Annotated in this window: 28 protein-coding genes; 9 read left to right on the plus strand and 19 right to left on the minus strand. The window is 68.6% G+C overall.

What is annotated here, in order from left to right; genetic code table 11:
- From AC1DZ6_RS02175 to petA, 3 genes are all read right to left on the minus strand, one after another.
- Positions 1–728: cytochrome c1 (locus tag AC1DZ6_RS02175; RefSeq protein ID WP_477095548.1), on the minus strand; the 728-nt coding region annotated here is incomplete at its 3' end.
- Positions 729–733: 5 nt separating this feature from the next.
- Complete coding sequence (locus AC1DZ6_RS02180; RefSeq protein WP_477095549.1) at positions 734–2,053, minus strand: cytochrome b; 1,320 nt, start codon at positions 2,051–2,053, stop codon at positions 734–736.
- A gap of 5 nt (positions 2,054–2,058) precedes the next feature.
- Positions 2,059–2,610, minus strand: a complete 552-nt coding sequence (petA, locus tag AC1DZ6_RS02185; RefSeq protein WP_477095550.1) for a ubiquinol-cytochrome c reductase iron-sulfur subunit — start codon at positions 2,608–2,610, stop codon at positions 2,059–2,061.
- A gap of 203 nt (positions 2,611–2,813) precedes the next feature.
- Here petA and AC1DZ6_RS02190 point away from each other — a divergent pair, with 203 nt between their 5' ends.
- Positions 2,814–3,275 carry a tRNA (cytidine(34)-2'-O)-methyltransferase gene (locus AC1DZ6_RS02190; RefSeq protein WP_477095551.1) on the plus strand — a complete coding sequence of 154 codons (462 nt, stop codon included), beginning with the start codon at positions 2,814–2,816 and terminating at the stop codon, positions 3,273–3,275.
- Between the two features lie 60 nt (positions 3,276–3,335).
- Positions 3,336–4,208 (plus strand): oxygen-dependent coproporphyrinogen oxidase, encoded by an 873-nt coding sequence (hemF, locus tag AC1DZ6_RS02195; RefSeq protein WP_477095552.1) that lies wholly within the window; start codon positions 3,336–3,338, stop codon positions 4,206–4,208.
- 48 nt (positions 4,209–4,256) lie between these two features.
- On the opposite strand, the gene AC1DZ6_RS02200 is transcribed toward hemF, so the two are convergent.
- From AC1DZ6_RS02200 to AC1DZ6_RS02225, 6 genes are all read right to left on the minus strand, one after another.
- Positions 4,257–4,904, minus strand: a complete 648-nt coding sequence (locus tag AC1DZ6_RS02200) for an Isoquinoline 1-oxidoreductase subunit (protein WP_477095553.1) — start codon at positions 4,902–4,904, stop codon at positions 4,257–4,259.
- Between the two features lie 59 nt (positions 4,905–4,963).
- Complete coding sequence (locus AC1DZ6_RS02205; RefSeq protein WP_477095554.1) at positions 4,964–5,668, minus strand: glutamine amidotransferase-related protein; 705 nt, start codon at positions 5,666–5,668, stop codon at positions 4,964–4,966.
- A 149-nt stretch (positions 5,669–5,817) separates the two neighbouring features.
- Positions 5,818–7,071, minus strand: coding sequence for a CCA tRNA nucleotidyltransferase (locus AC1DZ6_RS02210; RefSeq protein WP_477095555.1), 1,254 nt, complete (start codon positions 7,069–7,071; stop codon positions 5,818–5,820).
- Between the two features lie 135 nt (positions 7,072–7,206).
- Positions 7,207–7,854 carry a CoA pyrophosphatase gene (locus tag AC1DZ6_RS02215; RefSeq protein WP_477095574.1) on the minus strand — a complete coding sequence of 216 codons (648 nt, stop codon included), beginning with the start codon at positions 7,852–7,854 and terminating at the stop codon, positions 7,207–7,209.
- Between the two features lie 17 nt (positions 7,855–7,871).
- On the minus strand, positions 7,872–8,447 hold the full coding sequence (locus tag AC1DZ6_RS02220) for a DUF1285 domain-containing protein (RefSeq protein WP_477095575.1): 576 nt from the start codon (positions 8,445–8,447) through the stop codon (positions 7,872–7,874).
- Between the two features lie 59 nt (positions 8,448–8,506).
- The gene (locus AC1DZ6_RS02225) at positions 8,507–9,040 is read right to left on the minus strand and encodes a GNAT family N-acetyltransferase (RefSeq protein WP_477095556.1); all 534 of its coding nucleotides are present in this window, start codon (positions 9,038–9,040) and stop codon (positions 8,507–8,509) included.
- 254 nt (positions 9,041–9,294) lie between these two features.
- Between AC1DZ6_RS02225 and AC1DZ6_RS02230 the strand changes: the two genes are divergently transcribed.
- On the plus strand, positions 9,295–10,581 hold the full coding sequence (locus AC1DZ6_RS02230) for an MFS transporter (protein ID WP_477095557.1): 1,287 nt from the start codon (positions 9,295–9,297) through the stop codon (positions 10,579–10,581).
- Between the two features lie 150 nt (positions 10,582–10,731).
- On the opposite strand, the gene AC1DZ6_RS02235 is transcribed toward AC1DZ6_RS02230, so the two are convergent.
- A complete protein-coding gene (locus AC1DZ6_RS02235; RefSeq protein WP_477095558.1) occupies positions 10,732–11,223 on the minus strand; it encodes an N-acetyltransferase family protein in 492 nt (163 codons plus the stop codon).
- On the opposite strand from AC1DZ6_RS02235, the gene AC1DZ6_RS02240 reads away from it, so the two are divergent.
- Positions 11,224–11,559 carry a TfoX/Sxy family protein gene (locus tag AC1DZ6_RS02240; RefSeq protein ID WP_477095559.1) on the plus strand — a complete coding sequence of 112 codons (336 nt, stop codon included), beginning with the start codon at positions 11,224–11,226 and terminating at the stop codon, positions 11,557–11,559.
- Positions 11,560–11,706: 147 nt separating this feature from the next.
- Here the strand turns inward: AC1DZ6_RS02240 and AC1DZ6_RS02245 are convergent, their stop codons facing one another.
- The 6 genes from AC1DZ6_RS02245 to AC1DZ6_RS02270 are packed head-to-tail and all read right to left on the minus strand — an operon-like array spanning position 11,707 to position 15,713.
- Complete coding sequence (locus AC1DZ6_RS02245) at positions 11,707–12,567, minus strand: SDR family oxidoreductase (RefSeq protein ID WP_477095560.1); 861 nt, start codon at positions 12,565–12,567, stop codon at positions 11,707–11,709.
- The gene (locus tag AC1DZ6_RS02250; RefSeq protein ID WP_477095561.1) at positions 12,564–13,082 is read right to left on the minus strand and encodes a hypothetical protein; all 519 of its coding nucleotides are present in this window, start codon (positions 13,080–13,082) and stop codon (positions 12,564–12,566) included. The genes AC1DZ6_RS02245 and AC1DZ6_RS02250 overlap by 4 nt, the downstream gene beginning before the upstream one ends.
- Complete coding sequence (locus tag AC1DZ6_RS02255) at positions 13,082–14,050, minus strand: SDR family NAD(P)-dependent oxidoreductase (RefSeq protein ID WP_477095562.1); 969 nt, start codon at positions 14,048–14,050, stop codon at positions 13,082–13,084. The genes AC1DZ6_RS02250 and AC1DZ6_RS02255 overlap by 1 nt, the downstream gene beginning before the upstream one ends.
- Positions 14,051–14,087: 37 nt before the next feature.
- Positions 14,088–14,501, minus strand: coding sequence for a DUF3995 domain-containing protein (locus tag AC1DZ6_RS02260; RefSeq protein ID WP_477095563.1), 414 nt, complete (start codon positions 14,499–14,501; stop codon positions 14,088–14,090).
- Position 14,502: 1 nt separating this feature from the next.
- Positions 14,503–15,273 (minus strand): enoyl-CoA hydratase, encoded by a 771-nt coding sequence (locus AC1DZ6_RS02265; RefSeq protein WP_477095564.1) that lies wholly within the window; start codon positions 15,271–15,273, stop codon positions 14,503–14,505.
- On the minus strand, positions 15,270–15,713 hold the full coding sequence (locus AC1DZ6_RS02270) for a MarR family winged helix-turn-helix transcriptional regulator (protein ID WP_477095565.1): 444 nt from the start codon (positions 15,711–15,713) through the stop codon (positions 15,270–15,272). Before AC1DZ6_RS02270 ends, AC1DZ6_RS02265 begins: the two co-directional genes overlap by 4 nt.
- A gap of 136 nt (positions 15,714–15,849) precedes the next feature.
- Between AC1DZ6_RS02270 and AC1DZ6_RS02275 the strand changes: the two genes are divergently transcribed.
- The 4 genes from AC1DZ6_RS02275 to AC1DZ6_RS02290 all read left to right on the plus strand — a co-directional run bounded on the left by AC1DZ6_RS02275 (position 15,850) and on the right by AC1DZ6_RS02290 (position 17,788).
- Positions 15,850–16,194 (plus strand): ArsR/SmtB family transcription factor, encoded by a 345-nt coding sequence (locus AC1DZ6_RS02275; RefSeq protein ID WP_477095566.1) that lies wholly within the window; start codon positions 15,850–15,852, stop codon positions 16,192–16,194.
- On the plus strand, positions 16,191–16,724 hold the full coding sequence (locus tag AC1DZ6_RS02280) for an SRPBCC family protein (protein ID WP_477095567.1): 534 nt from the start codon (positions 16,191–16,193) through the stop codon (positions 16,722–16,724). Before AC1DZ6_RS02275 ends, AC1DZ6_RS02280 begins: the two co-directional genes overlap by 4 nt.
- Before the next feature lie 72 nt (positions 16,725–16,796).
- A complete protein-coding gene (locus AC1DZ6_RS02285) occupies positions 16,797–17,561 on the plus strand; it encodes a DUF899 domain-containing protein (RefSeq protein ID WP_477095568.1) in 765 nt (254 codons plus the stop codon).
- A complete protein-coding gene (locus AC1DZ6_RS02290; protein WP_477095569.1) occupies positions 17,558–17,788 on the plus strand; it encodes a hypothetical protein in 231 nt (76 codons plus the stop codon). Before AC1DZ6_RS02285 ends, AC1DZ6_RS02290 begins: the two co-directional genes overlap by 4 nt.
- Here the strand turns inward: AC1DZ6_RS02290 and AC1DZ6_RS02295 are convergent.
- Complete coding sequence (locus tag AC1DZ6_RS02295; protein ID WP_477095570.1) at positions 17,785–18,870, minus strand: MBL fold metallo-hydrolase; 1,086 nt, start codon at positions 18,868–18,870, stop codon at positions 17,785–17,787. The genes AC1DZ6_RS02290 and AC1DZ6_RS02295 overlap by 4 nt on opposite strands.
- A 118-nt stretch (positions 18,871–18,988) precedes the next feature.
- Here AC1DZ6_RS02295 and AC1DZ6_RS02300 point away from each other — a divergent pair, with 118 nt between their 5' ends.
- Positions 18,989–20,329: a hypothetical protein gene (locus tag AC1DZ6_RS02300; RefSeq protein WP_477095571.1), complete on the plus strand. Its 1,341-nt coding sequence runs from the start codon at positions 18,989–18,991 to the stop codon at positions 20,327–20,329.
- 143 nt (positions 20,330–20,472) lie between these two features.
- On the opposite strand, the gene AC1DZ6_RS02305 is transcribed toward AC1DZ6_RS02300, so the two are convergent.
- Complete coding sequence (locus AC1DZ6_RS02305; protein ID WP_477095572.1) at positions 20,473–21,015, minus strand: TetR family transcriptional regulator; 543 nt, start codon at positions 21,013–21,015, stop codon at positions 20,473–20,475.
- A 63-nt stretch (positions 21,016–21,078) separates the two neighbouring features.
- A complete protein-coding gene (gene proC, locus AC1DZ6_RS02310; RefSeq protein ID WP_477095573.1) occupies positions 21,079–21,864 on the minus strand; it encodes a pyrroline-5-carboxylate reductase in 786 nt (261 codons plus the stop codon).
- Positions 21,865–21,942: the final 78 nt, after the last annotated feature.

Raw genomic sequence — 21,942 nt, forward strand, 5'->3', positions numbered from 1 at the left:
CACATCAGGAAGGCCGAGACGTCCTTGGCCTGCTGGTCCAGCGTCGACGGGGTGCCGTCGTCGAAGGTCACCTGGCCGGCCTTGAGCGGCGGGGCCATGGCGATGAAACCGCCCGGCGGCACGTGCTTGTGGTCGCCCGACCAGTACGAGGTCAGGTCGCCCGTCATGTACTGATTGTAGTGCGAGGTCGGATCGACCTTCAGGCCGGCCGGCGGAGCCGCATAGCCGGTGACGATCGAATAGATGTGGTTCGGACCCTCTTCGCGGGCCTTGGCCAGCAGCGACATGTCCGGCGGCAGGGCGCCGCCGTTGCCGGCGCGGGCCGCGGCCTCGTTCGGGAACGGCGAGGGGAAGCGGTCGGCCGGGGTGGCCGGACGCTTGATCGTATCGCCGGTCTCGTTGTCGATGTCGGCGACCTCGTAGTCCTTGGCGATCGCCTTGACCCACGGGTTGTCGTTCGCGTTCGGGTACTTCTCGCTATAGAACGGCGCGCCCTTGTCGCCGAGGTTGCGGAAGCTGACCAGGCTCATCGAGTGACAGGCCGAGCAGACCTCCCGATAGACCTTGTAGCCGCGCTGCAGCTGGGCCTGGTCGAACTTGCCGAACGGGCCGTCGAACGACCAGTGGACTTCCTTGGCCGGCAGGGCGCCGTGAGCGGCCAGGGCCGGACCGGCGACGGCCGTCAGGAGACCCGCGACCGCTGCGATGACGGAGAGTTTGCGCAGCATCGGGATCAGCCCTTCATTTCAGGCGCGGCGGTCGCTTCGGCCGGAACGGTGGCCGGGTGCGACAGGGCGGGAGAGGCGATGGAGTCCGGCACCGGCAGGGTCTTTTCGGTCAGGCCCAGCAGCGGCAGGATCACCAGGAAGAAAGCGAAGTAGTAGAGCGCGGCCACGCGGCTGAGCCACACGAAGCTGTTGAGGTCCGAGGACATCAGCTGGAACGTGGTCAGGTTCGGAATGACCTGGTCGTCCGGCAGCTTGGCGCCGCAGACGCCCAGCACGCAGCACGCCACCACGAAGATGAAGAAGTGGATCTTCGCGGTCGGGCGGTAGCGCATCGAGCGCACCTTCGACGTGTCCAGCCACGGCAGGGCGAACAGGCAGGCGATGGCGCCGAACATGGCCAGCACGCCCATCAGCTTGTCCGGAACGGCGCGCAGGATCGCGTAGAACGGCAGGAAGTACCATTCCGGAACGATGTGCGACGGCGTCACCAGCGGGTTGGCCGGGATGTAGTTGTCGGCGTGGCCCAGGGCGTTGGGCATGAAGAACACGAACCAGGCGAAGAGGATCAGGAAGACGCTCATCGCGAACCCGTCCTTCACCGTGGCGTACGGGGTGAAGGGCAAGGTGTCGGCCTTCGACTTCGGCTCGACGCCGGTCGGGTTGTTCTGGCCCACCACGTGCAGCGCCCAGATGTGCAGGATCACCACGCCGGCGATCATGAAGGGCAGCAGGTAGTGCAGCGAGAAGAAGCGGTTCAGGGTGGGGTTGTCGACCGCGAAGCCACCCCACAGCCAGGTGGTGATGCTCTCGCCGACCAGCGGCAGGGCCCCGAACAGATTGGTGATCACGACCGCGCCGTGGAAGCTCATCTGGCCCCAGGGCAGCACGTAGCCCATGAAGGCCGTGGCCATCATCAGCAGATAGATCACGCAGCCCAGCAGCCACAGCACTTCGCGCGGCGCCTTGTAGGAGCCGTAGTAGAGGCCGCGGAGCATGTGGACATAGACGGCGATGAAGAACATCGACGCGCCGTTGGCGTGCATGTAGCGGATCAGCCAGCCGTAGTTCACGTCGCGCATGATGTGCTCGACGCTGGCGAAGGCGTGGTCGGCGCTCGGCGTGTAGTGCATCACCAGGATGATGCCGGTGATCAACTGCGAGGCCAGGCACAGCGACAGGATGCCGCCGAAGGTCCACCAGTAGTTCAGGTTACGCGGCGTGGGGTAGTCGACGAAGCTGTCGTAGCCCAGGCGCACGATCGGCAGACGGGCGTCGAGCCAGCGCTCGAAACCGGTCTTGGGTTCGTAGGTCGAATGTCCGCTCATCTCGCTTAACCGATCTTGACCTTGGTGTCGGACAGGAAGGCGTACTCCGGAACGATCAGGTTCTTCGGAGCCGGACCCTTACGGATACGACCCGAGGTGTCGTAGACCGAGCCGTGGCACGGGCAGAACCAGCCGCCGTACTCGCCGCCGCCGAAGGTCGGGACGCAGCCGAGGTGGGTGCAGTTGCCGCCGACGATCAGCCACTGGGACTTGCCCGGCTTCACCCGCGCCGAATCCTTTTCCGGATCCTTCATCGAAGCGCTGTCGTCCGCGACCGCCTTGGCGATCTCGGTCTTGGTGCGGTTACGCACGAAGAGCGGCTTGCCGCGCCACTTGACGACGACCTGCTGGCCTTCGGCCACCTTGGTGATGTCAAACTCGATCGAGGCCAGGGCCCGCGTATCGGCGGAGGGGTTCATCTGGTCGATGAACGGCACCGCCAGAGCGGCCGCGCCGCCGGCGGCGACCGCGATCGATGCGATGTAGATGAAATCCCGGCGGCTGGGGTCTTCCCCATGCGCCGGATCAATTTTTTCGCCCACGGYGGTGTCGGCCACCCAAGTCACCCTTCGATGCCGCCGCGCCGCCAAAGACGGCCCGGCCTGGAAAACGCCTGTCGGCGCATACTGTCTGGACCCGCGAACGGGTCTTCGCCACAAGAGGCAAAAGCGGATCGTCCTATCGGACGCGCGGACGAAGTCCGCAAGCCCTTTCGATTCGCAGCAAATGCCCCTGCTGGCTCTATGGTGGTTCGCTTAGAATGCGGCTCGCGCTTTTTCAACCCGGCATTCCTCAGAACGTGGGCGCCGCCATCCGGCTGGGCGCCTGCCTGGGGGTGGGGCTGGACGTCATCGAGCCTTGCAGTTTCCCGTTGGACGACAAGAGCTTGAAGCGCGCGGCCCTGGATTATGGTCCGCTGACGCACATGATCCGCCACCCCTCGTGGGAGGCGTTTCTGGCCGCGCCAGAACGTCGCGAGGGCCGATTGCTGCTGTTCACCACCAAGGCGACCGCTCCCTTCCACAAGTTCGAGTTTCAGGCAGGCGACACCCTGTTGTTCGGCAACGAGAGTCGCGGGGCGCCACCGGAGGTTCACGAGGCGGCGTTCTCGCGCCTGACGATTCCCCTGCGGCCCGAGGCGCGATCGATGAACCTGGCGACGACGGCGGCCATGGCCCTGGGCGAAGCGCTGCGGCAGACGGACGGGTTTCCGGGCGACTGAGGTCCTTACGCGCTCCTGCGTATTTGCGCCGCGCGCGGTGAACGCTTAATCGCCTTGGCCATGACCGACGTCCAAGACCTCGACCGGAAGAAAGCCACCGCTCGCGCCTGGTTCGAAAGCCTGCGCGACCAGATCTGCGCGGAATTCGAGCGCCTGGAGGACGAAGCGCCCCCCGCGCTCTACGCCGGCGAGCCCGGCCGCTTCGAACGCAAGCCCTGGGACCGCGAGGCCGGCGGCGGCGGGGTGATGTCGATGATGCACGGCCGACTGTTCGAGAAGGTCGGCGTCCACGTCTCGACGGTGTTCGGGACCTTCACGCCCGAAATGGCGAAAAACATGCCCGGCGCCGACGAGGACCCGCGGTTCTTCGCCACCGGGATCAGCCTGATCGCCCACATGCGCAGCCCGCGCGTGCCGGCCGTGCACATGAACACCCGCTTCATCGCCACCACGAAAAGCTGGTTCGGCGGCGGCGGCGACCTGACYCCCCTGCTCGGCTACCAGCGCCAACAGGACTTCCCGGACGCCGTCGACTTCCACGCCGCTTACCAGCGCGCCTGCGACGCCCACGACCCGACCTGGCACGCCAAGTACAAGGCCTGGTGCGACGAGTACTTCTTCCTGCCCCACCGCAACGAGCCGCGCGGCGTCGGCGGGATCTTCTACGACCACCACGACAGCGGCGACTGGACCCGCGATTTTGCCTTCACCCAGGATGTCGGCAAGGCGTTCCTGGAGATCTACCCCGAGCTGGTCCGCCGCCGGATGGGCGAGGCCTGGACGCCCGAGGAGCGCCACCAGCAACTGGTGCAGCGCGGCCGCTACGTCGAGTTCAACCTGCTCTACGACCGCGGCACGATGTTCGGCCTGAAGACCGGCGGCAACGTCGAGTCGATCCTCAGCTCGATGCCGCCCGAGGTGAAGTGGCCGTAGTTTAACAACCGCTCATCCCGGCGAATGCCGGGATGAGCGGATTTTAGATCACGCCTTCGGGCACTTCGCGCCCGTATCGATCCACGCCTTCACCAGCTCCCCGAATTGCGCCTGCGTCCCCGGCGCGGGCTTCCGGCCGTCGCCCGGGTTCCAGGCCCAGCCGACCAGGTGATCCTCGGCCATGTGGTGATGCAGCTCGGCCAGGCTCTTGCCGCCGTTTCGCGCCGGATCCTTGATCTGGGCGCAGATCGCGCCGAGCGACTTGCCCTGCCAAGCCATCTCGGCCGGCGCCAGGGCCCATTTCGGATCGCCGGGGATCGACTTGATGTCCTGGCCCCAGGTCTGGACGTTGGCCGGACCGTGGCACGAGCTGCAAGGCATGCCGACCGGACCGTGGCCGGCCTGCCCGCCCACCATCGGCGGATTGTGAGGATGGCGGTCGTCGCCCTGGGTAGGCGCGCGCTGGACCGGGTGGCAGTTCATGCAGCGCGGGCTGTTGATCACCTTGCCGGCCTCGGTGAACAGGGCCAGCGAGCGGGCGGCCGGGTCCTTGATCGACACGAAGTCGGCGGCGCTTTTCAGCGTCTCGGCGGGCGCGGCGGGCGGTGCGGCGGGGGCGGCCGCTCCAACGCCAGACAACAGCGCCCCGCCGACCATCAACGATCCGGCGACGAGCACGATGGTGACGGCTCTCATGATCCTGGACTCCCGCATTTCAGCCGCAACGGCCGGGCAGCGGTCCAGGTTGCCAGATTTCAGGCGCTCTGTGCGAGAAAGGCCAGGATCCAGTCGCCGACCCGCAGCCGGTCGTTGGCGTTTTCCAGGCTGGCGATGGCGGCGTCGGCCTGGGCGTCGGTGAAGCGGCTGCCGCGCCGGGCCTCGATCAGGGCCCGCGCATAGGCCGGGTCGAACTCCGGATGGAACTGCATCGAGATCGCGGGCCGGTCGTCATAGACGAGGATGCCGGCGGGCGTGAAGGCGCTGCCGGCCACCGCGCGAGCATTGGGCGGGATGGCGATCACCTGGTCCTGATGCGAGGCCGGCACGGCGACGCGGGCCAGGTCCCGCTCCAGGTCCATCCACGGCTGCGCCTCGGCCACGTCGTACCTGTGCAGGCCCACGCCCCAGCCCTTGTCGGACTTGACCACCTTGCCGCCGAACGCCTCGGCCATGACCTGGTGGCCGAAACACACCCCGACCAGCGGCTGGTCCCGGGCCTCGACCAGAAAGGCCTTCAGCGGCGCGATCCAAGGCAGGTCGTCATAGACCCCGGCCGCCGAGCCGGTGACGACATAGGCGTCGCACTCGCCCGGATCGACGGGCAGGACGCCGGCCTGGACGTCGTAGGCGACGTAGTCGTGCCCGGGGCCGAGCAACTCCTGGAACATGCCGCCGTAGCGGCCGAACTCGGGCTGCAGGGCTTGCGGCGGTTCGCCGGTCTCGAGCAGGCCGATCTTCATGGGTGAGGTCTCCGGTTCGGACCCTCGATATAGGCGAGCGCTGTGCGTCCTTCGAGGCTTCGTACGCTGCGCACCTCAGGATGAGGAACTCAGCACAGGTGGTCCTCATCCTGAGGCGCCCGCGAAGCGGGCCTCGAAGGACGCACGGCCTAGAACACCATCCCCTGCGCCACGGCCTTCAGCCGCTCGATGGCCGAGAACTTGTCCTCGATGAAGTCCTGGTCGATCCACCAGATCTCGACCTCGCGCATCACCTCGCCGACCATCGGGCCCTTGGGCACGCCGGACTTGAGGATCTCCTCGCCGGTCAGGGGGAAGGCCGGCGGGGTCCAGCTCTCGCCCAGGGCCAGCAGGCCGCGCCATTGCGGGGTGGTCGCGGTGCGGTCCGCGGCGGCCCAGGCCAGCTTGACCCTGTCGCTGAAGGTCTTCAGGCCCAGGGCGTAGACCGCCCGGCGGGTCTCGCGAGGGCTCATCCAGCTGACGATGCGCGGCGACTTGCCGACCGCCTCGACCAGACGCTCCTTCAGGGCGTTGGACAGCCGCAGCCGCTCGGCCATCTGCTCGGCGATCTTGGGATCGTCCGGGATCAAGGCGGCTAGGCGCAGTTCGGGATCGTTCTCGAACAACTGCTCGGTCTCGATGGCCATCAGCCCCTCGAACCGGGCCAGCGACTTCACGAACGGCAGGATCGAGGACAGCACGCCCGTCGCCGCCATCAGCCGAAAAGCGGCGCGCGGGTCGTCGGCCGCCAGCAGCTTCAAGAGCTCCTTCTGGGTGCGCTCGGCGGCGCGGCCCTCGACCATGCCCTTCAGGGCCTTGCAGGCCGCCAGGGCCTTCTGGTCGGCGTCGCCCTTGCCGTACCAGGCGTGGAAGCGGAAGAACCGCAGGATGCGCAGATAGTCCTCGCGGATGCGGGTCATCGGATCGCCGACGAACACCACCCGCCCGTCGCGCGCGTCGTTCACGCCTTCGCCGGTCGGGTCGTAGAGCCGCCCCTGGATGTCGACATAAAGGGCGTTGAACCGGAAATCGCGACGCTCGGCGTCCTGGTCCCAGTCCTGGGTGAACGACACCACCGCCCGGCGGCCGTCGGTCGAGACGTCGCGGCGCAGGGTCGTGATCTCGTAGGGGCGGCCGTTCGAGATGGCCGTGACAGTGCCGTGGTCGACGCCGGTGGGGATGGCGCGCAGGCCCGCCTCGCCCAGCGCCTCGATCACCTGGTCGGGGGTCAGGGTGGTGGCGATGTCGATGTCGTCGATGGGCTTGCCCATCAGGGTGTTGCGCACGCAGCCGCCCACGAACCGCGCGCAGCCGGGGAAGCCCCGCGCCTCGAGCGCCGCGATCACGGCCTGGGTTTCCGGCAGCGCCATCCAGGGCGCCACGCCTATCGTCTCGGTGCTCACGCTATCCCCCACGGCACGCCACGCGCCCCGGCGAGCGGGGCGAGGCATTTCAGACGATTATCGCGGGGGAACAAGCCCGTTGATCAGCTTAACCATAGATTCTTCCGTGGTTTACGCTGGGTAGCCCCACAGCGACTACGGGGCGTCCGGCGTTTCGTCCGGCGCATGCAGGCGCTCGTACAGCCCCCGCAGCATGCCCGCGGTGGCGCCCCAGATGAACCGCTCGTTCCACGGCATGGCGTAGAAGAACCGGCGCTCGCCGTCCGGCAGGTCGCGATGCTGGCGCTGGTGGTTGCCCGGATCCATCAGGAACGCGAACGGCGTCTCGAAGACGTCGGCCACCTCGTCGGGACTGGCCTCGACCGTGGCGGCGGGATCGATGAAGCCCACCACCGGCGTGACGTGGAAGCCGGTCACCGTGCGGTAGCCGTGCAGCAGGCCGGCCAGGGTGACGAACTTGGGGTCGAGGTTCACCTCTTCCTGGGCCTCGCGCAGGGCGGTCTCCCAGGGCGTCTCGCCGGGATCGCAGCGGCCGCCGGGAAAGGCGATCTGGCCGGTGTGGCTGCGCAGGGTGTCGGAGCGGCGGGTCAGCAGCACGGTCATGCCCGCCTCGCGCTCGACCAGGCCGACCAGCACGGCGGCGGGCCTCAGGGCGTGGGGATTGTCGGGGCGCAGGGTGGGATTGAGATCGAAGTCCGAGCGCGCCGCATCCAGGCTGGGATCGTAGTCGCTGATCGGATCCAGCTTGCTGGCGATCCAGGCCCGGCGCTCGTCTTTAGACAGGGTTGGACGGGTCAAGGTCATCCGCGATGCGCCCCGGCCGGAGCGATCGGGAACCAGGCGCCGTTCGAGGCCACGCCCAGGCGCGGGCCCTCGGCGGTGTCGCGCTCGGCCGCCAGTTCGGCCAGCTCGTAGAACACCGGCCGGGCGATCAGGGCCTCCAGGCCGCGCCGGACGTGCAGATAGGGCCGGGGCTCGCCGGTCGCCGGATCGGTCTCGACGCGGATGGCGTTGTCAGGCCCGGCCTCGACCACGTCGCCGACATTGGTCTCGAAACGAAGCGTATCGCCCACTTGGTCCACGCGAGTGGCGATAAAAGGCGCGTCCTCGACCTGGATCTTCAGCTTCTCGACCGGCGTGACCAGGTGATAGCCGTCGGGATCCAGCCGCAGCACGGTCGAGAACAACCGCACCAGCGCCTCGCGGCCGATCGGCGTGCCCTCGTGGAACCAGACGCCGTCCTTGCGGATGCGGATGTCGATGTCGCCGCAATGTTCGGGATGCCACAGATGCACCGGCGGCAAGCCCCGTTCGCCCGCGCTCTTGGCTGCGGCGGTGACGCCAGCGAGGCCAGAAGGGGTGGGATCGACGGTCATGGCGTTCAGGTAGGGCAAGCCGCGCCCGCGCTCAAGCGTGGGCGCGCCATGACCCTACGTCAGGCGATGCGGATCGGACCGACCAGACCTTGATCCCCGCCCTCGACCAGGGCCTTGACCAGCACCCGGCGCTGGTCGGCCGGACCTGGCATGGTCGCCTGGGCGGCGGGTTCGGCCGAGAAGCCGATGCGGCCGAAATAGGGGGCGTCGCCGACCAGCATGACCGCGCGCCAACCGGCCTTGGCCGCCGCCGCGCACGCGGCCTCGACCAGGGCCTGGCCCAGGCCGTGCTTGCGCTCGTCGGCGTCGACCGCCAGCGGCCCCAGGAACGCGACCGAAGCCTCGCCCACGGTCACCGGCCAAAGGCGAACGCTGCCGATCACCCGGCCCTCATGCAGGGCGACGAACGAACAGTCGTCCAGCTTGCGGTTGCCCTCCCGCAGGCGCTCGGACGACTTGGCGAACCGGCCGGGGCCGAAGGCGCGATCGACCAGCACCTCGACGGCGCGGCCGTGCTCGGGCCGCTCGATCAGGACGGAGGGGGCCAAAGGGGGCGTAGAGGGTGGAGACGGGAAGACAGCAGAAGACGACATGGGCGCTAAACGATCCGGAACACGAAAGGGGACATAGCCCCGGATCGTGACGCGGCCGAGACGGCCGCCCCCGGGGCGTTCAGACGCGGACTCCGGTCCGCGCGGCGCAGGTTCGTCGCAGGCGTCGCATGACGCGTCCTCTCGTTCAGAGGGGCGCGAAATAGGGCCTAGGGCGCTTGTCGTCAATGAAATCAACTGTCGCATCAAACAAACTCGATTGCGGTGACGCTCGGTCAAGGACATGGTCCGCGCCGATGACCGACCTCCCCCCCGATCCCGACTCCGTCCCCTCCGCGCTCGAGGTTACGGACACCTCCACGCGCGCCCTGCTCAGGCAGAACGACTTCGTGTTCTTCTGGGTCGCGCGGTTCCTGGCCACCCTGGCGGTGCAGATCCAGGGCGTGACGATCGGCTGGCAGGTCTACACCCTGGCCCGCGAGACCGGACACAACGAGGGCCAGGGCGCCTTCCTGCTGGGCATGGTCGGCCTGGCCCAGTTCATCCCGCTGTTCTTCCTGACCCTGACCGCCGGCGAGACCGCCGACCGGCACGACCGCAAGCTGATCATGACCGCCGCGATCGGCGTCGACATCGTCTGCGCCGTCGCCCTGGGGCTGCTGGCCTGGTCGGGACACACCGTCCTGTGGCCGATCTTCGCCGTCGCCGTGCTGTTCGGGGCGGGCCGCGCCTTCCTGTCGCCGGCCTCCAGCGCCATGGGCCCCATGCTGGTGCCGCGCCCGCTGCTGCCGCGCGCCATCGCCTGGAACTCGCTGTCCTGGCAGAGCGGCTCGATCATCGGCCCCGCCCTGGGCGGCCTGCTGTGCGCCATCTCGCCGGCCGTCGCCTTCTCGGCCTCGGCGGGTCTCTTCCTGGTCGGCGGCCTGWGCCTGCTGGGCATCCGCCAATCGACCAAGCCCGTGGTCCAGCCCGGCTCGCGCTGGACCCTGATCAAGGAGGGCCTTGCTTATACCTGGCGCAACAAGATCGTCTTCGGCTCGATCTCGCTGGACCTGTTCGCGGTGCTGCTGGGCGGGGCGACCGCCCTGCTGCCGGTGTTCGCGCGCGACGTGCTGCACGTCGGCGCCGAGGGCTTCGGGATCCTGCGCGCCGCTCCGGCCGTGGGCGCGACCCTGGTGGCGATCTTCCTGGCCAGCCACACGATCCGCCGCCGCGCGGGCCTGCTGATGTTCGGCTCGGTCGCGGCGTTCGGCGCGGCGACGGTGGTGTTCGGCCTGTCGCAGTGGACCTGGCTGTCGGTGGCGGCGCTGGCGATCCTGGGCGGGGCCGACATGGTCTCGGTCTATATCCGCCAGACCTTGGTGCAACTGGTCACCCCGGACCCGATGCGCGGCCGCGTGGCCGCCGTCTCGGGCCTGTTCATCAGCGCCTCCAACGAGCTGGGCGAGTTTGAGAGCGGCATCGCGGCGCGGTTCCTGGGCCCGGTCGGCGCGGCGGTGTTCGGCGGCGTCGGGGCGCTGATCGTCACCGGGGCCTGGGCCAGGATGTTCCCGGAACTGAGGAATGCTGACCGGCTCGAGTAGGGTCTAAAATCCGCTCATCCCGGCGAATGCCGGGACCCAGACGGAATGGCTTTGAGGCTGACGCCACGAACGCCGAGCACCTCCAATCATCCATACGGCTTTAGGATCTGGGTCCCGGCATTCGCCGGGATGAGCGGGTTATTTTGGGCCCTAAGCCCCCGCCAGCCTCGCTAGCGCCTCCCCCGTCATCCGGCGCACGATCCACTCGTCCATCGCGGCCGCGCCCAGGCTGTCATAGAAGGCGATCGACGGAGCGTTCCAGTCGAGCACGGCCCATTCCAGCCGACCCAGCTTCTCGTCAACGCAGCGCTTGGCCAGATTGGCCAGCAGCGCCTTGCCCGCGCCCGAACCCCGCGCCTCGGGCCGCACGAATAGGTCCTCCAGATAGATCCCGTGCCGGCCGACGAAGGTCGAATAGTTGTAGAACCACAGCGCGAAGCCCACCGGCCGGCCGTCGATCTCGGCGATGTCGCAGAAGGCCTTGGGGTTTTCGCCAAACAGCGCCACCGTGACGTCGTCCTGCGTGGCCCGCACGTCGTCGAGCAGCTTCTCGTACTCGGCCAGGTCGCGGATGAATTGCAGGATCAGGGCGCTGTCCTCGCGGACGGCTGGGCGGATGGCTGCCTGAACGGGGTTGGGCATATGGCGGTCTCTTCGGACTATCTGGATTTCGTGCTCGAACAACTGGCCCCGGTCGGGCCGCTGACCTCGCGCAAGATGTTCGGCGGAGTCGGGCTCTACGCCCAAGGCCTGTTCTTCGCCCTGATCGACGACGACACCCTGTACCTCAAGGGCGACGAGACGCTGCGGGCTGACTTCGAGGCGGTCGGCAGCACGCAGTTCGCGCCGTTCGGCATGAGCCCCATGGCCTACTGGACCGCGCCGGCCGAGGCGTTGGACGAGCCCGACCTGATGGTCGACTGGGCGCGGAAGTCGATCGCGGTGGCGGCGGCGCGCAAGACGCGGCCGCGCAAATAGCCCTTAGATTCCGCTCATTCCGGCGAATGCCGGGACCCAGATCCCGTGGCGGTGTGGTGGATCGGAGAAGCTCAGCGCTTTTGGCGTCAGCCTCAAAGCCATTCCGTCTGGGTCCCGGCATTCGCCGGGATGAGCGGAGTGTGGGGCCTACCCGATCACCACGCCCGGCGGCGGGACGCTGTCCTCGGGCACGAAGAAGTCCGGCATCAGGGTCGCCGTGGGATCCATGCGGTACTGGTCGAAGTCGCGCACGCCCTCGCCGTAGAGGAAGGTGTCATCGATCACGAACTGGCCGGTGAATTCCCGCGACGGCTTCAGGAACATCGCGTGGGCGGCGTCGGCCATGATCTCGACGGTGCGGCAGTGCTTGAGGCCTTCCTCGCCGGTCAGGGCGAACTGGATGGCGGCGGTGGCGATGGCGGTGCGGGGCCACAGGGCGTTGCAGGCCACGCCGTCGGCGCGGAACTCCTCGGCCATGCCCAGCATGCACAGGCTCATATTGTACTTGGCCATAGAATAGGCGACGTGCGGCGCGAACCAGCGGGGCTTGATGTCCAGCGGCGGCGACAGCGCCAGGATATGCGGATTGGCCGACATCTTCAGGTGCGGCAGGCAGATCCGCGAGGTCAGGAACGTGCCGCGCCCGTTGATCTGGTGCATCAGGTCGTAGCGCTTCATGTCGGTCGATAGCGTGCCCGTGAGCGAGATCGCCGAGGCGTTGTTCACGCAGATATCGATGCCGCCGAAGGTCTCGACCGCCTTGTCGACAGCCGACTGGACGCTGGCTTCCTCGCGGACATCGACCACCAGCGGCAGGGCCTTGCCGCCCGCCGCCTCGATCTCGGCGGCGGCGGTGTAGATGGTGCCGGGCAGCTTGGGGTGGGCCTCGGCGGTCTTGGCCGCAATGACGATGTTGGCGCCGTCGCGGGCGGCGCGCAGGGCGATGGCCAGGCCGATGCCGCGCGAGGCGCCGGTGATGAAGAGGGTCTTGCCGGAAAGGCTGGTCATGCTTCTGCTCTCGATGCGGTTCTGGCCAGGATGACGCCGGCGGCGACGAAGCCCAGGGCGAAGCACCAGCCGGCCACGCGGTGGGCCAGACCCTGATCCTTCAGGGCCAGCCCGGCAAGGCCGATGACGAAGGCCGCGATCCACAGCCCCGAGGCCGCGCGGAACGGCCCCTTCCGGGCCAGCAGAGTCGCCCCGACCACGACCATGCCGATCGACCAGATCGCCGAGGCTACGGTGTAGGACGCCGCGCCCCAGATCCCCGCCGCCGACGTGCGGACCAGCAGCACKCCGCTCACGGCGATCACGAAGCCGACCAGTCCCGGCCAGCCCATGACCCGGCCGGCGACCGACTGCACGCCCAGCATGCCGAACAGCAGCAGGGCATCGATCAGCACATAGGTCGACAGCCGGACCGGCTGGGTCAGGTGCGGATAGACCAGCGGACCGACCAGATCGATCACCCCGCCCAGGACGGCGGCCAGGCCGGCCAGCCGCCAGATCGTCTGTTGCCGCATCAGGCCCCCGCGCCCGTGGTCTCGACCGACAGGACCCAAAGGCGCTCGGCGGCCTCGGGATCCAGAGCGTGAGGCATGACGCCCGACCAGGGGTGGTCCTTGCTCCACGGCGAGGCCTGGGCCAGATCCTCCAGATAGAGCCCGCCCTGGCCTTCCAGCTCGTCGCCGACGGCGGCCCACACGCTGGTCGAGGCGCCCTGCTGGGGCGTCTTGAAGCCCTCGCGCGGCTTGCCGTCGTCGTCGAGCCAGCCCATCGCCTTCTGCTCCTCGATCGGCAGGTGGCGCTGCAGCGGGGTGAAGATGCCGCCCGGCATCACCGCGTTGGCGCGCACGCCCTGGTCCTTGAACCGCTTGTCGAAGCCCACCGCGAACAGCGCGTTGGCGGTCTTGGCCTGGCCGTAGCTCTCCCACTTTTCGTAGGGGTGCGACCGGAAGTGCGGGTCCTCGAAGTTCACYGGCGCGCGGCGATGGCCGATCGACGACAGGGACACCAGGCGCGAGGTCTTACCGCTGGCCTTCGCGCCGGCCACCAGGTTCGGCGCCAGCAGCACCGACAGCAGGAAGTGGCCGAAATGGTTGGTGCCGATCTGCATCTCCAGCCCGTCCTCGGTGTAGTCGAGCGGGCAGGCCATGACGCCGGCGTTGTTGATCAGCAGGTTCAGCGGCCGGTCGCCCCAGCGCTCGGCGAAGGCGCGGATCGACTTGAAGCTGGAGAGGTCCAGCATCGACCACGACACCTTGCCCTTCGCCGTCTTGGCGATGTCGGCCACGGCCGCCTCGGCCAGGTCCGGCTTGCGCACGGCGATCACCACCTCGGCCCCGGCTTCGGCCWGGGCGCGGGCGGTCTCGATCCCGATGCCKGTGGCGCCGCCGGTGACGATGGCGACCTTGCCGGTCAGGTCGCGCCCGGCGACGACGTCGCGGGCGTCGGTATAGGCCCCGAACGGGGATTTGATGCGGTCGGCCATGTTTCGCTCCCTTTGATTTTTATCGTTGTGTCGAACGCTACAGCTGCAGAACCAGAATCCCCAAGGCGATCGCCAGGCACAGCGGCCCATAGGCGCGGCGGTTGAGCGTCGCGAACGGCGTGCCCTCGGCATAGCGGAAGACGGGCGGGACATAGGCCGCCAGGCCTCGGCCGGCGAAGACGGCGAACAGCCCCCAGCGCGCGGACTTCAGCCACGGATCCCACGCGGTCGAGGTCAGGGCCGCCAGGACCAGGACCCCGCCCGCCGCGAGGGCCAGAGCGACCGCGGCGGAGGCCAGGAAGCCCGGCGCGCGCATGCCGCGCGTGCGGCCCACCACGTGCTCGACCATCGAGGTCTCGTCATGGCCCGGCCAGCGGCCGCCGAAGCCCCAATAGAGGTGGATGCCCGCCAGGGCGAACAGGGCCGCCGCCAGGATCAGGGCCAGGGCCACCTCAGCCGACCTTGCTGAAGTCCGGCGCGCGGCGCTCGGCGAAGGCCATGAAGGCCTCCCGGGCTTCGGCGGTCTGCAAGCGCTGGCCGAACAGCTCGCCCTCCTTGTCCATCAGGGCCGCGATGGTTTCGGCGTCGCGCATCAGGGTCTTGGTGGCGGTCAGGGCGCCCAGCGGACGCTTGGCCAATTGGTCGGCGGCGGCTCGGGCCTTGGCGCGAAGATCGGCCAGCGGCACGCAGGCGTTGGCGATGCCCCAGGCGGCCGCCGTCTCGCCGTTCACAGCTTCACCCAGCGCGAACATGGCGTAGGCGCGGGCGTGGCCGATGCGGGCCGGCAGCAGCAGGCTGGAGGCGGCTTCCGGCACCAGGGCCAGGTTGACGAACGGCACGGTCAGCTTGGCGTCGGGGCTGGTGAACACCAGGTCGCAGTGCAGCAACATGGTCGTACCCACGCCCACGGCCTGGCCCTGGACGGCGGCGACCAGCGGTCGGGTGGCCTTGGCCAGGTTCTTCAGGAACCGCATCACGTGGCGCTCGCCGGTGAAGGCGCCGGTGGCCTGGGCCGTGAAGTCCTGCAGGTCGTTGCCGGAACTGAAGCTGTCGCCGTCGGCCTGGAACACCACCGCCCGCACGGCCGGATCGCTCTCGGCCCGCTCCAGGCTGTCGGCCAGCACGCCGTACATGGCGTTGGAGAGAGCGTTCTTCTTGTCCGGACGGGCCAGGGTGATGGTCATCACGCCGGCGTCGACGGCGACCTGAACGTGGTCGGTCATGAGGGATCTCCTTTGGGGAACTTCGATTGCAGGCTGGTCAGCCAGCGCGACACCACGGCGATCTCCTCGTCCGTGAAGCCGTCGGTGAGATGGGCGTTCAGGCCTTCAACCCCGGACTTGGCCTCTTCGCGGGCCGTTTCGCCGTGGGGCGTCAGGTGCAGGCGGAAGGCGCGGCCGTCCTTGGGGTCGGGGCGGCGCTCGACCAGTTCGGCGCGGACCATGCGGTCGACCAGGCCGGTCATGGCCGAGGGGGCCAGATCCAGGGCCTCGGCGGCCTCGCCGATCAGGGCGCCGTCCTTCTGGCCCAGCACGAACAAGGCCCCGGACTGGGCCGCGGTCAGCCCGCCCTTGGCGGCCATCTTGGCCTCGACATAGCGCTGCACCCTGCGGTGCGCGACGTTGAGCAGGAACACGAGACGGCGGTCGGGAGGCGTGGTCATGGCGCGAGATTATAGTTCGCGCACGTAATATCAAACGAATGTTTTGGTCTTGGTGGAAAATCATTCAACCAAACGGTTGACTCTTTGCAGGCCGACCCACACATTCAACCACATGGTTGAATTACTTGCCCCTCAGTTGGACACCGTCTTCCACGCCCTCGGCGACGCCACCCGCCGCCGGATGCTGCGCGAGCTGGCGAACGGCGAACGGACGGTGGGCCAGTTGGCCGAGCCGTTCTCGATCTCGCTGGCCGCCGCCTCCAAGCACATCAAGGCCCTGGAGAGCGCCGGCCTGATCCAGCGCGAGGTCCGCGGCCGCACGCACCTGTGCCGCCTGGACCCCGGACCGCTGGCCACCGCCTCCGAGTGGCTGAACTTCTACGAACACTTCTGGACCAGCCGTCTCGACGTGCTCGATCGGCTCCTTCGCGAGGAGGACGCCCGCAAGACCCCACCCTCGAAACAAGGAAACGACCAATGACGAAACTCGCCACCCTGGACACCTACGGCGAACTGATCGAGCCCCTGACCCTGAAGATCCAGCGCCTGCTGCCCGGCCCCGTCGACCGCGTCTGGTCCTATCTCACCGAGAGCGAACTGCGCCGCCAATGGCTGGCCTCGGGCCAAATGCAGACGAAGGTCGGCACGCCGTTCGAGCTGGTCTGGCGCAACGACGAACTGAGCGACCCGCCCGGCACGCGCCCGGACGGCTTCGGCGCCGAGCACCGCCTGGAAAGCCGGATCCTCGCCTTCGAACCGGGTCGCAAGCTCGCTTTCTCCTGGAACCAGGGCGAGGTCTCGTTCGAGCTCGAGCCCGCCGGCGACAAGGTGCTGCTGACCGTCATCCACCGCCGCCTGCCCGACCGCGCCCAGCTGCTGAACGTGAGCGCCGGCTGGCACGCGCACCTCGACGTCCTGGTCACCCGGGTCAGCGGCAAGCCGCAGACAGCGTCGTTCTGGGACGGCTGGAGCAAGCTCAAGGCCGAATACGAAAAGCGCCTGCCGGCCTAAGGCCGCTTCACGACAGGGCTCCGCCGACCTCGGCCGGCGGAGCCAAAGCCACCCAATCCAAATAGGTTCGCCATGAACAACGCCGTCGTTTCCCGCGCCGAGTGGCTGAAAGCCCGACTCGCCCTGCTGGCCGAAGAAAAGGCGCTGACCCGGCGCAGCGACGAACTGGCCCGACAGCGCCAGGCGCTGCCCTGGGTCCGCGTCGACAAGTCCTATCGGTTCGAGACCGAAGACGGCCCCGCCTCGCTGGAGGACCTGTTCCAAGGCCGCTCGCAACTGCTGGTCTATCACTTCATGTTCGGACCCGACTACGAGGCGGGGTGCCCGTCCTGTTCGTCGATCGCCGACGGCTTCGACGGCGTGGTCGTCCACCTGGCCAACCACGACGTCACCCTAATGGCGGTGTCGCGCGGCCCTCTGGCCAAGCTCAAGGCCTATCAGCGGCGAATGGGCTGGTCGTTTCCGTGGGCGTCGTCGCTGGGCGGCGACTTCAATTTCGACTTCAACGTCTCGTTCACGGAGGCCCAGCAGCGTGAGGGGACCGTGGATTACAACTACGAGATCGCCGGTCACGCCCTGGACATCAAGCCGCCGCCGGAGCCGGTCGTGCAATTCGCGGCCATGTGCGGGACCAACGCCGCGACCTATGCGCTGGACCGGCCCGGCCTGAGCACCTTCGTGCTGGAAGACGGCGTCGTCTATCACACCTACTCGACCTACACGCGGGGCGTGGACGGCTTGTGGGGCATGTACCAGTGGCTGGACCGGGCGCCCTTCGGACGCAACGAGGCCGACCTGTGGTTCCGCCGCCACGACGAATATCCGGCCGTCGGATGACCGTGGGCACGCCCCCTTCCGCGGCGCTGGCCGCGTCCGGCTGGCTGAGCCTGGCGGCCACCCCGACCTTTGTCGTCATGACGCTGATAACCGGTCAAGCGAGCGGATCGGTCGGCGGGCTGTGCGCCGCCCGATCGCCTAGCGACGGCATGGCCGCGATGTACGCCTTGATGGCTCTTTTTCACGCCGCGCCGTGGCTGAGGCTGGTCGCCCCGCGCCGGGCCTAACCCGCCGCCTGGTACCAATTGACCCCGTCGCCGTCGGTCTGGCGCGTCGCCAGGCCCCGGCCGATAAGGCAGTTCAGATGGGCCAGGGCCTCGCCCGTGGCCATGCCCAGCAGGTCGGGGCCGATCGGCCGCGCGAACAGCGCGCCGAACACGTCGACCACCCGCTTGGGCTCCGAAAGCTTGCCTTCCAGGCGCCCCAGGCCGCGCTCGTGGCCGTTGATCAGGTGGTCGATGCGGGCGTGCAGCCCTCGGAACGGATCGTTGTGGGCCGGCAAGACCAGCACGGTGTCCGGCACCGCCGCCTTCACCTTGGCCAGCGAGGTGATCCAGTCGGTCAGCGGATCGGCGTCCGGCTCGGTCGGATGCACCGAGACGTTGGACGAGATCCGGGGCAGCACCTGGTCGCCGGAGATCAGCACGTCCAGTTCCTCGCACCACAGACAGGCGTGGTCGGGCGAATGGCCCTGGCCGGTCACCACCCGCCAGTCGTGGTCACCGATGCGGAAGGTCTCGCCGTCGGTCATCCGGCGATAGCTGTCGGGCATCTGGTAGATCGCCTTGCCGAACCCGCCGAAGCGCGCCTTGTAGTTGTCGATCGCGTCGTCGTCCCAGCCGGCGGCGTGGAAGAACCGCACCCCGTCCTCCGGCGCCTCGCGGCCGGTGTCGGCCACCAGCATCCGGCACTGGAAGTATTCCAGCCGGGTCATCCAGAGCCGGACGTCGAACTTGCGGGCGATCCAGCCGGCCAGCCCGACATGGTCGGGATGAAGGTGCGTGCAGATCACCCGGGTGACCGGCCGCCCCTCCAGGGCGCCGGCGAACGCCGCCCGCCAGGCCTGCGAGGTCTCCTTGGTCTGCAGGCCGGTGTCGACCACCGCCCAGCCCTCGCCGTCGGCGATCGCCCAGACATTGATGAAGCCCAGCGAGCCGCCCAGCGGCTGGCGCAGCCACAGAACGCCCGGCGCGACCTCGACGGCCTGGCCCGAACCCGTCTCCGGCGCCGCTTCGAACGGATAGATCAAGCGCGGCCTGGAGGTTTTTTCGGGCGGTTCGGGGGCGTCCTCCTCGATCCCGTCTCGCATCTGCGTCCTCCGGTCACGGCCATCGTCATGATTGCGCCCCCGTCGGACGACATCTTGACCCTTGATGCAAGCGGGCCTTAAGTCCGCCGCGAGGAATTTACCCCAGGAGACATCCCCCATGAGGCCCATCGCGATCGGCTTGACGGCCGCCCTCGCGCTCGCCGCGCTTATTCCAGCCACCGTGATCTCGGCGGCGAAGGAAAAGGAAAAGCCGGCAGCCGTCGACGCCAAGGCCCGCGAGGCCGGCATGAAGGCCGCGCCCGACATCATCAAGGCCACCGGCGTTTCGTGCACGGTCACGGACGCCCGCCTGATCGGCAACGACAAGAAAACCGCCACCGACTATTACGAAGTCGCCTGCCAGCAGGGCCTCGGCTTCGCGATCCTGGCCAAGAAGGACGCGGCTCCGCAGACCTACAGCTGCCTGGAAACCGCCACGGCCGGCGCCGACGGCAAGCCCAGCGCCCTGGCCTGCGTGCTGCCCGGCAACGCCGATCCCAAGGCCGGCCTGGCCCCCTACGTGGCCAAGACCAACACCAGCTGCGACATCCAGAACGCCCGCGCCATCGGCGCCGGCGCCAAGAACGCCTATTTCGAAGTCGCCTGTAAGGGCGGCGCCGGCTACATCATCCAGACCGCCAGCCCGGTCAACATCGACCAGGAAGTCGTCGCCAACAGCTGCCTGCTGTACGATGAAGGCGGCACCGTCAGCTGCAAGCTGACCGACAAGGCCACCCAGCTGGGCATCGTCGACACCCTGAACACCGCGGCGGCCAAGAACTGCGCGATCAAGGACAAGCGCTACATTCTCAGCACCAAGACCGACAACTACTTCGAAGTCTCCTGCCAGGACGGCAAGGGCTACGTGCTGCAACAGACCGCCRCCACCGGCGCGTTCGCCAAGGCCATCGACTGCGCCCAAGCCGGCTTCGTCGGCGGCGGCTGCACCCTGAGCGACGCCGTGGCCGCTCAGACCGAACAGGCCGGCCTCTACACCAAGCTGGCCACCAAGGCCGGCTTCGACTGCAAGGTCGAGAAGTACGGCATGCTGCCCAGCAACGATCCCCGCAAGGAGATCGTCGAACTGAAGTGCTCCAACCGTCCCGACGGCGGCATCGGCATCTTCACGGCCACGACCAACACGGTCTACGACTGCATCACCTCGGAAATGAACGGCTTCCGCTGCAGCTTCACCAAGCCGGACGCAGCCTTCTCGCGCCTGACCAACGACTTGAAGTCGCTGGGCAAGGGCAGCTGCACCGTCTCGGGCGCCCGCATCATCGGCCAGACCGCCACCGACGGTTATGTCGAGGTGGCTTGCTCGGACGGCCTGCCCGGTTGGGTGATGGCCTATCCGCTGAACACCACCGCGCCGCACGCCAAGGAAGTCATGTCCTGCCTGCAGGCCAAGGGCGTGGGCGGCGGCTGCAAGCTGCCGACCAACGCGACCAAGAGTTGATCGGGCCTACAGCCTGAACGAAAGAAGCCCGCCGGGAGCGATCCCGGCGGGCTTTTCTTTGTCGCTGGGGACATGCCCTTGCGGCGTGTCCCCCTCCGATGCACCGGCCTGAAGTGGGGACACGCCGCGAGGGCGTGTCCCCGTCAGAGGCCCGCCCCGACCTTTTCCAGACCGGCGGCCATCTGCTTCAGGCGCTTGTCGAGTTCGGCCATGGTGCGGTTCAGGGCGCCCTCATCGTCGCGCCAGACCTGCAGGGCGCGGCCCCAGACGGCCGACATCGCGGTCAAACGGGTCGGAGCGGCGTCGACCCCGGCGGCTTCCAGGATGGCGCGCGCCGTCCTGGGGAAGCGCAGAGCCGAGACCACGAGGCTCTCTGAACGGCTGATGGCGATCAGGGCGGCCCGGTGCGGCTCCATGGCCTCGATCCGGGCCATGGCGGCGTCGAACAGCCGGTCATGAGTGGTGGCGTCTTCCGCCGAGGCGGTGGCCAGGGCGGCGAGGTCGAAGCGGGTCGCCAGATGGTTCAGCACCGCGCCCTTGCCGTCGGCCCGGGCGTAGAGCTCGGCGAACGGGATCTCGGCCTTCAGGGCGATGTCGCGCAGACTGATCTGGGTCCAGGGCCGGTCTGCGGCCAGGGACAGAGCCGCGGCGGCGGCGCGATCGAGGATGTCTTCAGCGGCGGTCATGGCTGTTGAAATGGCGGGTTGCGGCGTCGCTTACAAGAACCCTCTCCCATGGGGAGAGGGCTTTTACCCGCCCAGTTCCACCGACCGCTTCACAGCTGCTTGAAGCGCCTTGGGCAGCAGATCCCCGAAACCGCCCTCGCCCATCAGCACGCTCAGCGCCGCGGCCGTGGTGCCGCCGGGCGACGTCACCTGCTTGCGCAGTTCCGCCGGCTCCTCGCCGCCCTGGCCCAGCAGGGCCGCCGCGCCGACGATGGTGGCCCGCGCCAGCTTGGCGGAGGCGGCCGCGTCCAGGCCCTGGCCGGCGCCCGCCGCCTCCAGCGCTTCGATGAAGGCGTAGAGATAGGCCGGGGCCGAACCCGACACGGCGGTAGCGGCGTGCATCAGGTCCTCGTCGTCGAGATCGACCGTCGTGGCGACCGGATCCAGCAGGGCGTGCGCCCGGGCCAGGGCCTCGGCCGTGTCGGCGTACAGACTGGCCGTGCCCAGACCGATGGCGACGGCGGTGGTCGGCATCACCCGGGCCACGGCCCGATCGCCGAACGCGGCCGAGATGTCGGCGGCGCGCACGCCGGCCGCGATCGAGACGATCACCGCGTCGGGCGCCAGGTGCGGGACGACGTCGGCCACGGCCTCGCGCCAGATCTGCGGCTTGACGGCCAGCAGCACGGTCTTGGCGGCGGAGAGGGCTTCGAGCGGCGGGTTGACGGTCGCGCCGGGGAAGGCAGCGGCGTCGACATGCGGATCGCGGACGATCAGGTCGGCGGCGGAGAAGGCCCCGGCCTTGGCCCAGCCCTCGATCAGGGCCCCGCCCATGCGTCCGGCGCCGAGGAGGAGGATGGGGATGGTCATGGGGATCTCCGCTCTACCTGATCCTTCTGAGAGTGGCCTGCGGCGCCGGGGACATGCCCTCGCGGCGTGTCCCCATCA

It is taken from the genome of Caulobacter sp. P1_B12_2 (assembly GCF_056406675.1).

Bases quoted from the DNA above. Each gene is read 5' to 3' on its own strand.
- AC1DZ6_RS02180 (WP_477095549.1), bottom strand. From the start codon at position 2,053: ATGAGCGGACATTCGACCTACGAACCCAAGACCGGTTTCGAGCGCTGG.
- AC1DZ6_RS02190 (WP_477095551.1), top strand. From the start codon at position 2,814: ATGCGGCTCGCGCTTTTTCAACCCGGCATTCCTCAGAACGTGGGCGCC.
- AC1DZ6_RS02200 (WP_477095553.1), bottom strand. From the start codon at position 4,904: ATGAGAGCCGTCACCATCGTGCTCGTCGCCGGATCGTTGATGGTCGGC.
- AC1DZ6_RS02205 (WP_477095554.1), bottom strand. From the start codon at position 5,668: ATGAAGATCGGCCTGCTCGAGACCGGCGAACCGCCGCAAGCCCTGCAG.
- AC1DZ6_RS02220 (WP_477095575.1), bottom strand. From the start codon at position 8,447: ATGACCGTCGATCCCACCCCTTCTGGCCTCGCTGGCGTCACCGCCGCA.
- AC1DZ6_RS02225 (WP_477095556.1), bottom strand. From the start codon at position 9,040: ATGTCGTCTTCTGCTGTCTTCCCGTCTCCACCCTCTACGCCCCCTTTG.
- AC1DZ6_RS02235 (WP_477095558.1), bottom strand. From the start codon at position 11,223: ATGCCCAACCCCGTTCAGGCAGCCATCCGCCCAGCCGTCCGCGAGGAC.
- AC1DZ6_RS02240 (WP_477095559.1), top strand. From the start codon at position 11,224: ATGGCGGTCTCTTCGGACTATCTGGATTTCGTGCTCGAACAACTGGCC.
- AC1DZ6_RS02245 (WP_477095560.1), bottom strand. From the start codon at position 12,567: ATGACCAGCCTTTCCGGCAAGACCCTCTTCATCACCGGCGCCTCGCGC.
- AC1DZ6_RS02265 (WP_477095564.1), bottom strand. From the start codon at position 15,273: ATGACCGACCACGTTCAGGTCGCCGTCGACGCCGGCGTGATGACCATC.
- AC1DZ6_RS02270 (WP_477095565.1), bottom strand. From the start codon at position 15,713: ATGACCACGCCTCCCGACCGCCGTCTCGTGTTCCTGCTCAACGTCGCG.
- AC1DZ6_RS02280 (WP_477095567.1), top strand. From the start codon at position 16,191: ATGACGAAACTCGCCACCCTGGACACCTACGGCGAACTGATCGAGCCC.
- AC1DZ6_RS02285 (WP_477095568.1), top strand. From the start codon at position 16,797: ATGAACAACGCCGTCGTTTCCCGCGCCGAGTGGCTGAAAGCCCGACTC.
- AC1DZ6_RS02290 (WP_477095569.1), top strand. From the start codon at position 17,558: ATGACCGTGGGCACGCCCCCTTCCGCGGCGCTGGCCGCGTCCGGCTGG.
- AC1DZ6_RS02295 (WP_477095570.1), bottom strand. From the start codon at position 18,870: ATGCGAGACGGGATCGAGGAGGACGCCCCCGAACCGCCCGAAAAAACC.
- AC1DZ6_RS02305 (WP_477095572.1), bottom strand. From the start codon at position 21,015: ATGACCGCCGCTGAAGACATCCTCGATCGCGCCGCCGCCGCGGCTCTG.
- proC (WP_477095573.1), bottom strand. From the start codon at position 21,864: ATGACCATCCCCATCCTCCTCCTCGGCGCCGGACGCATGGGCGGGGCC.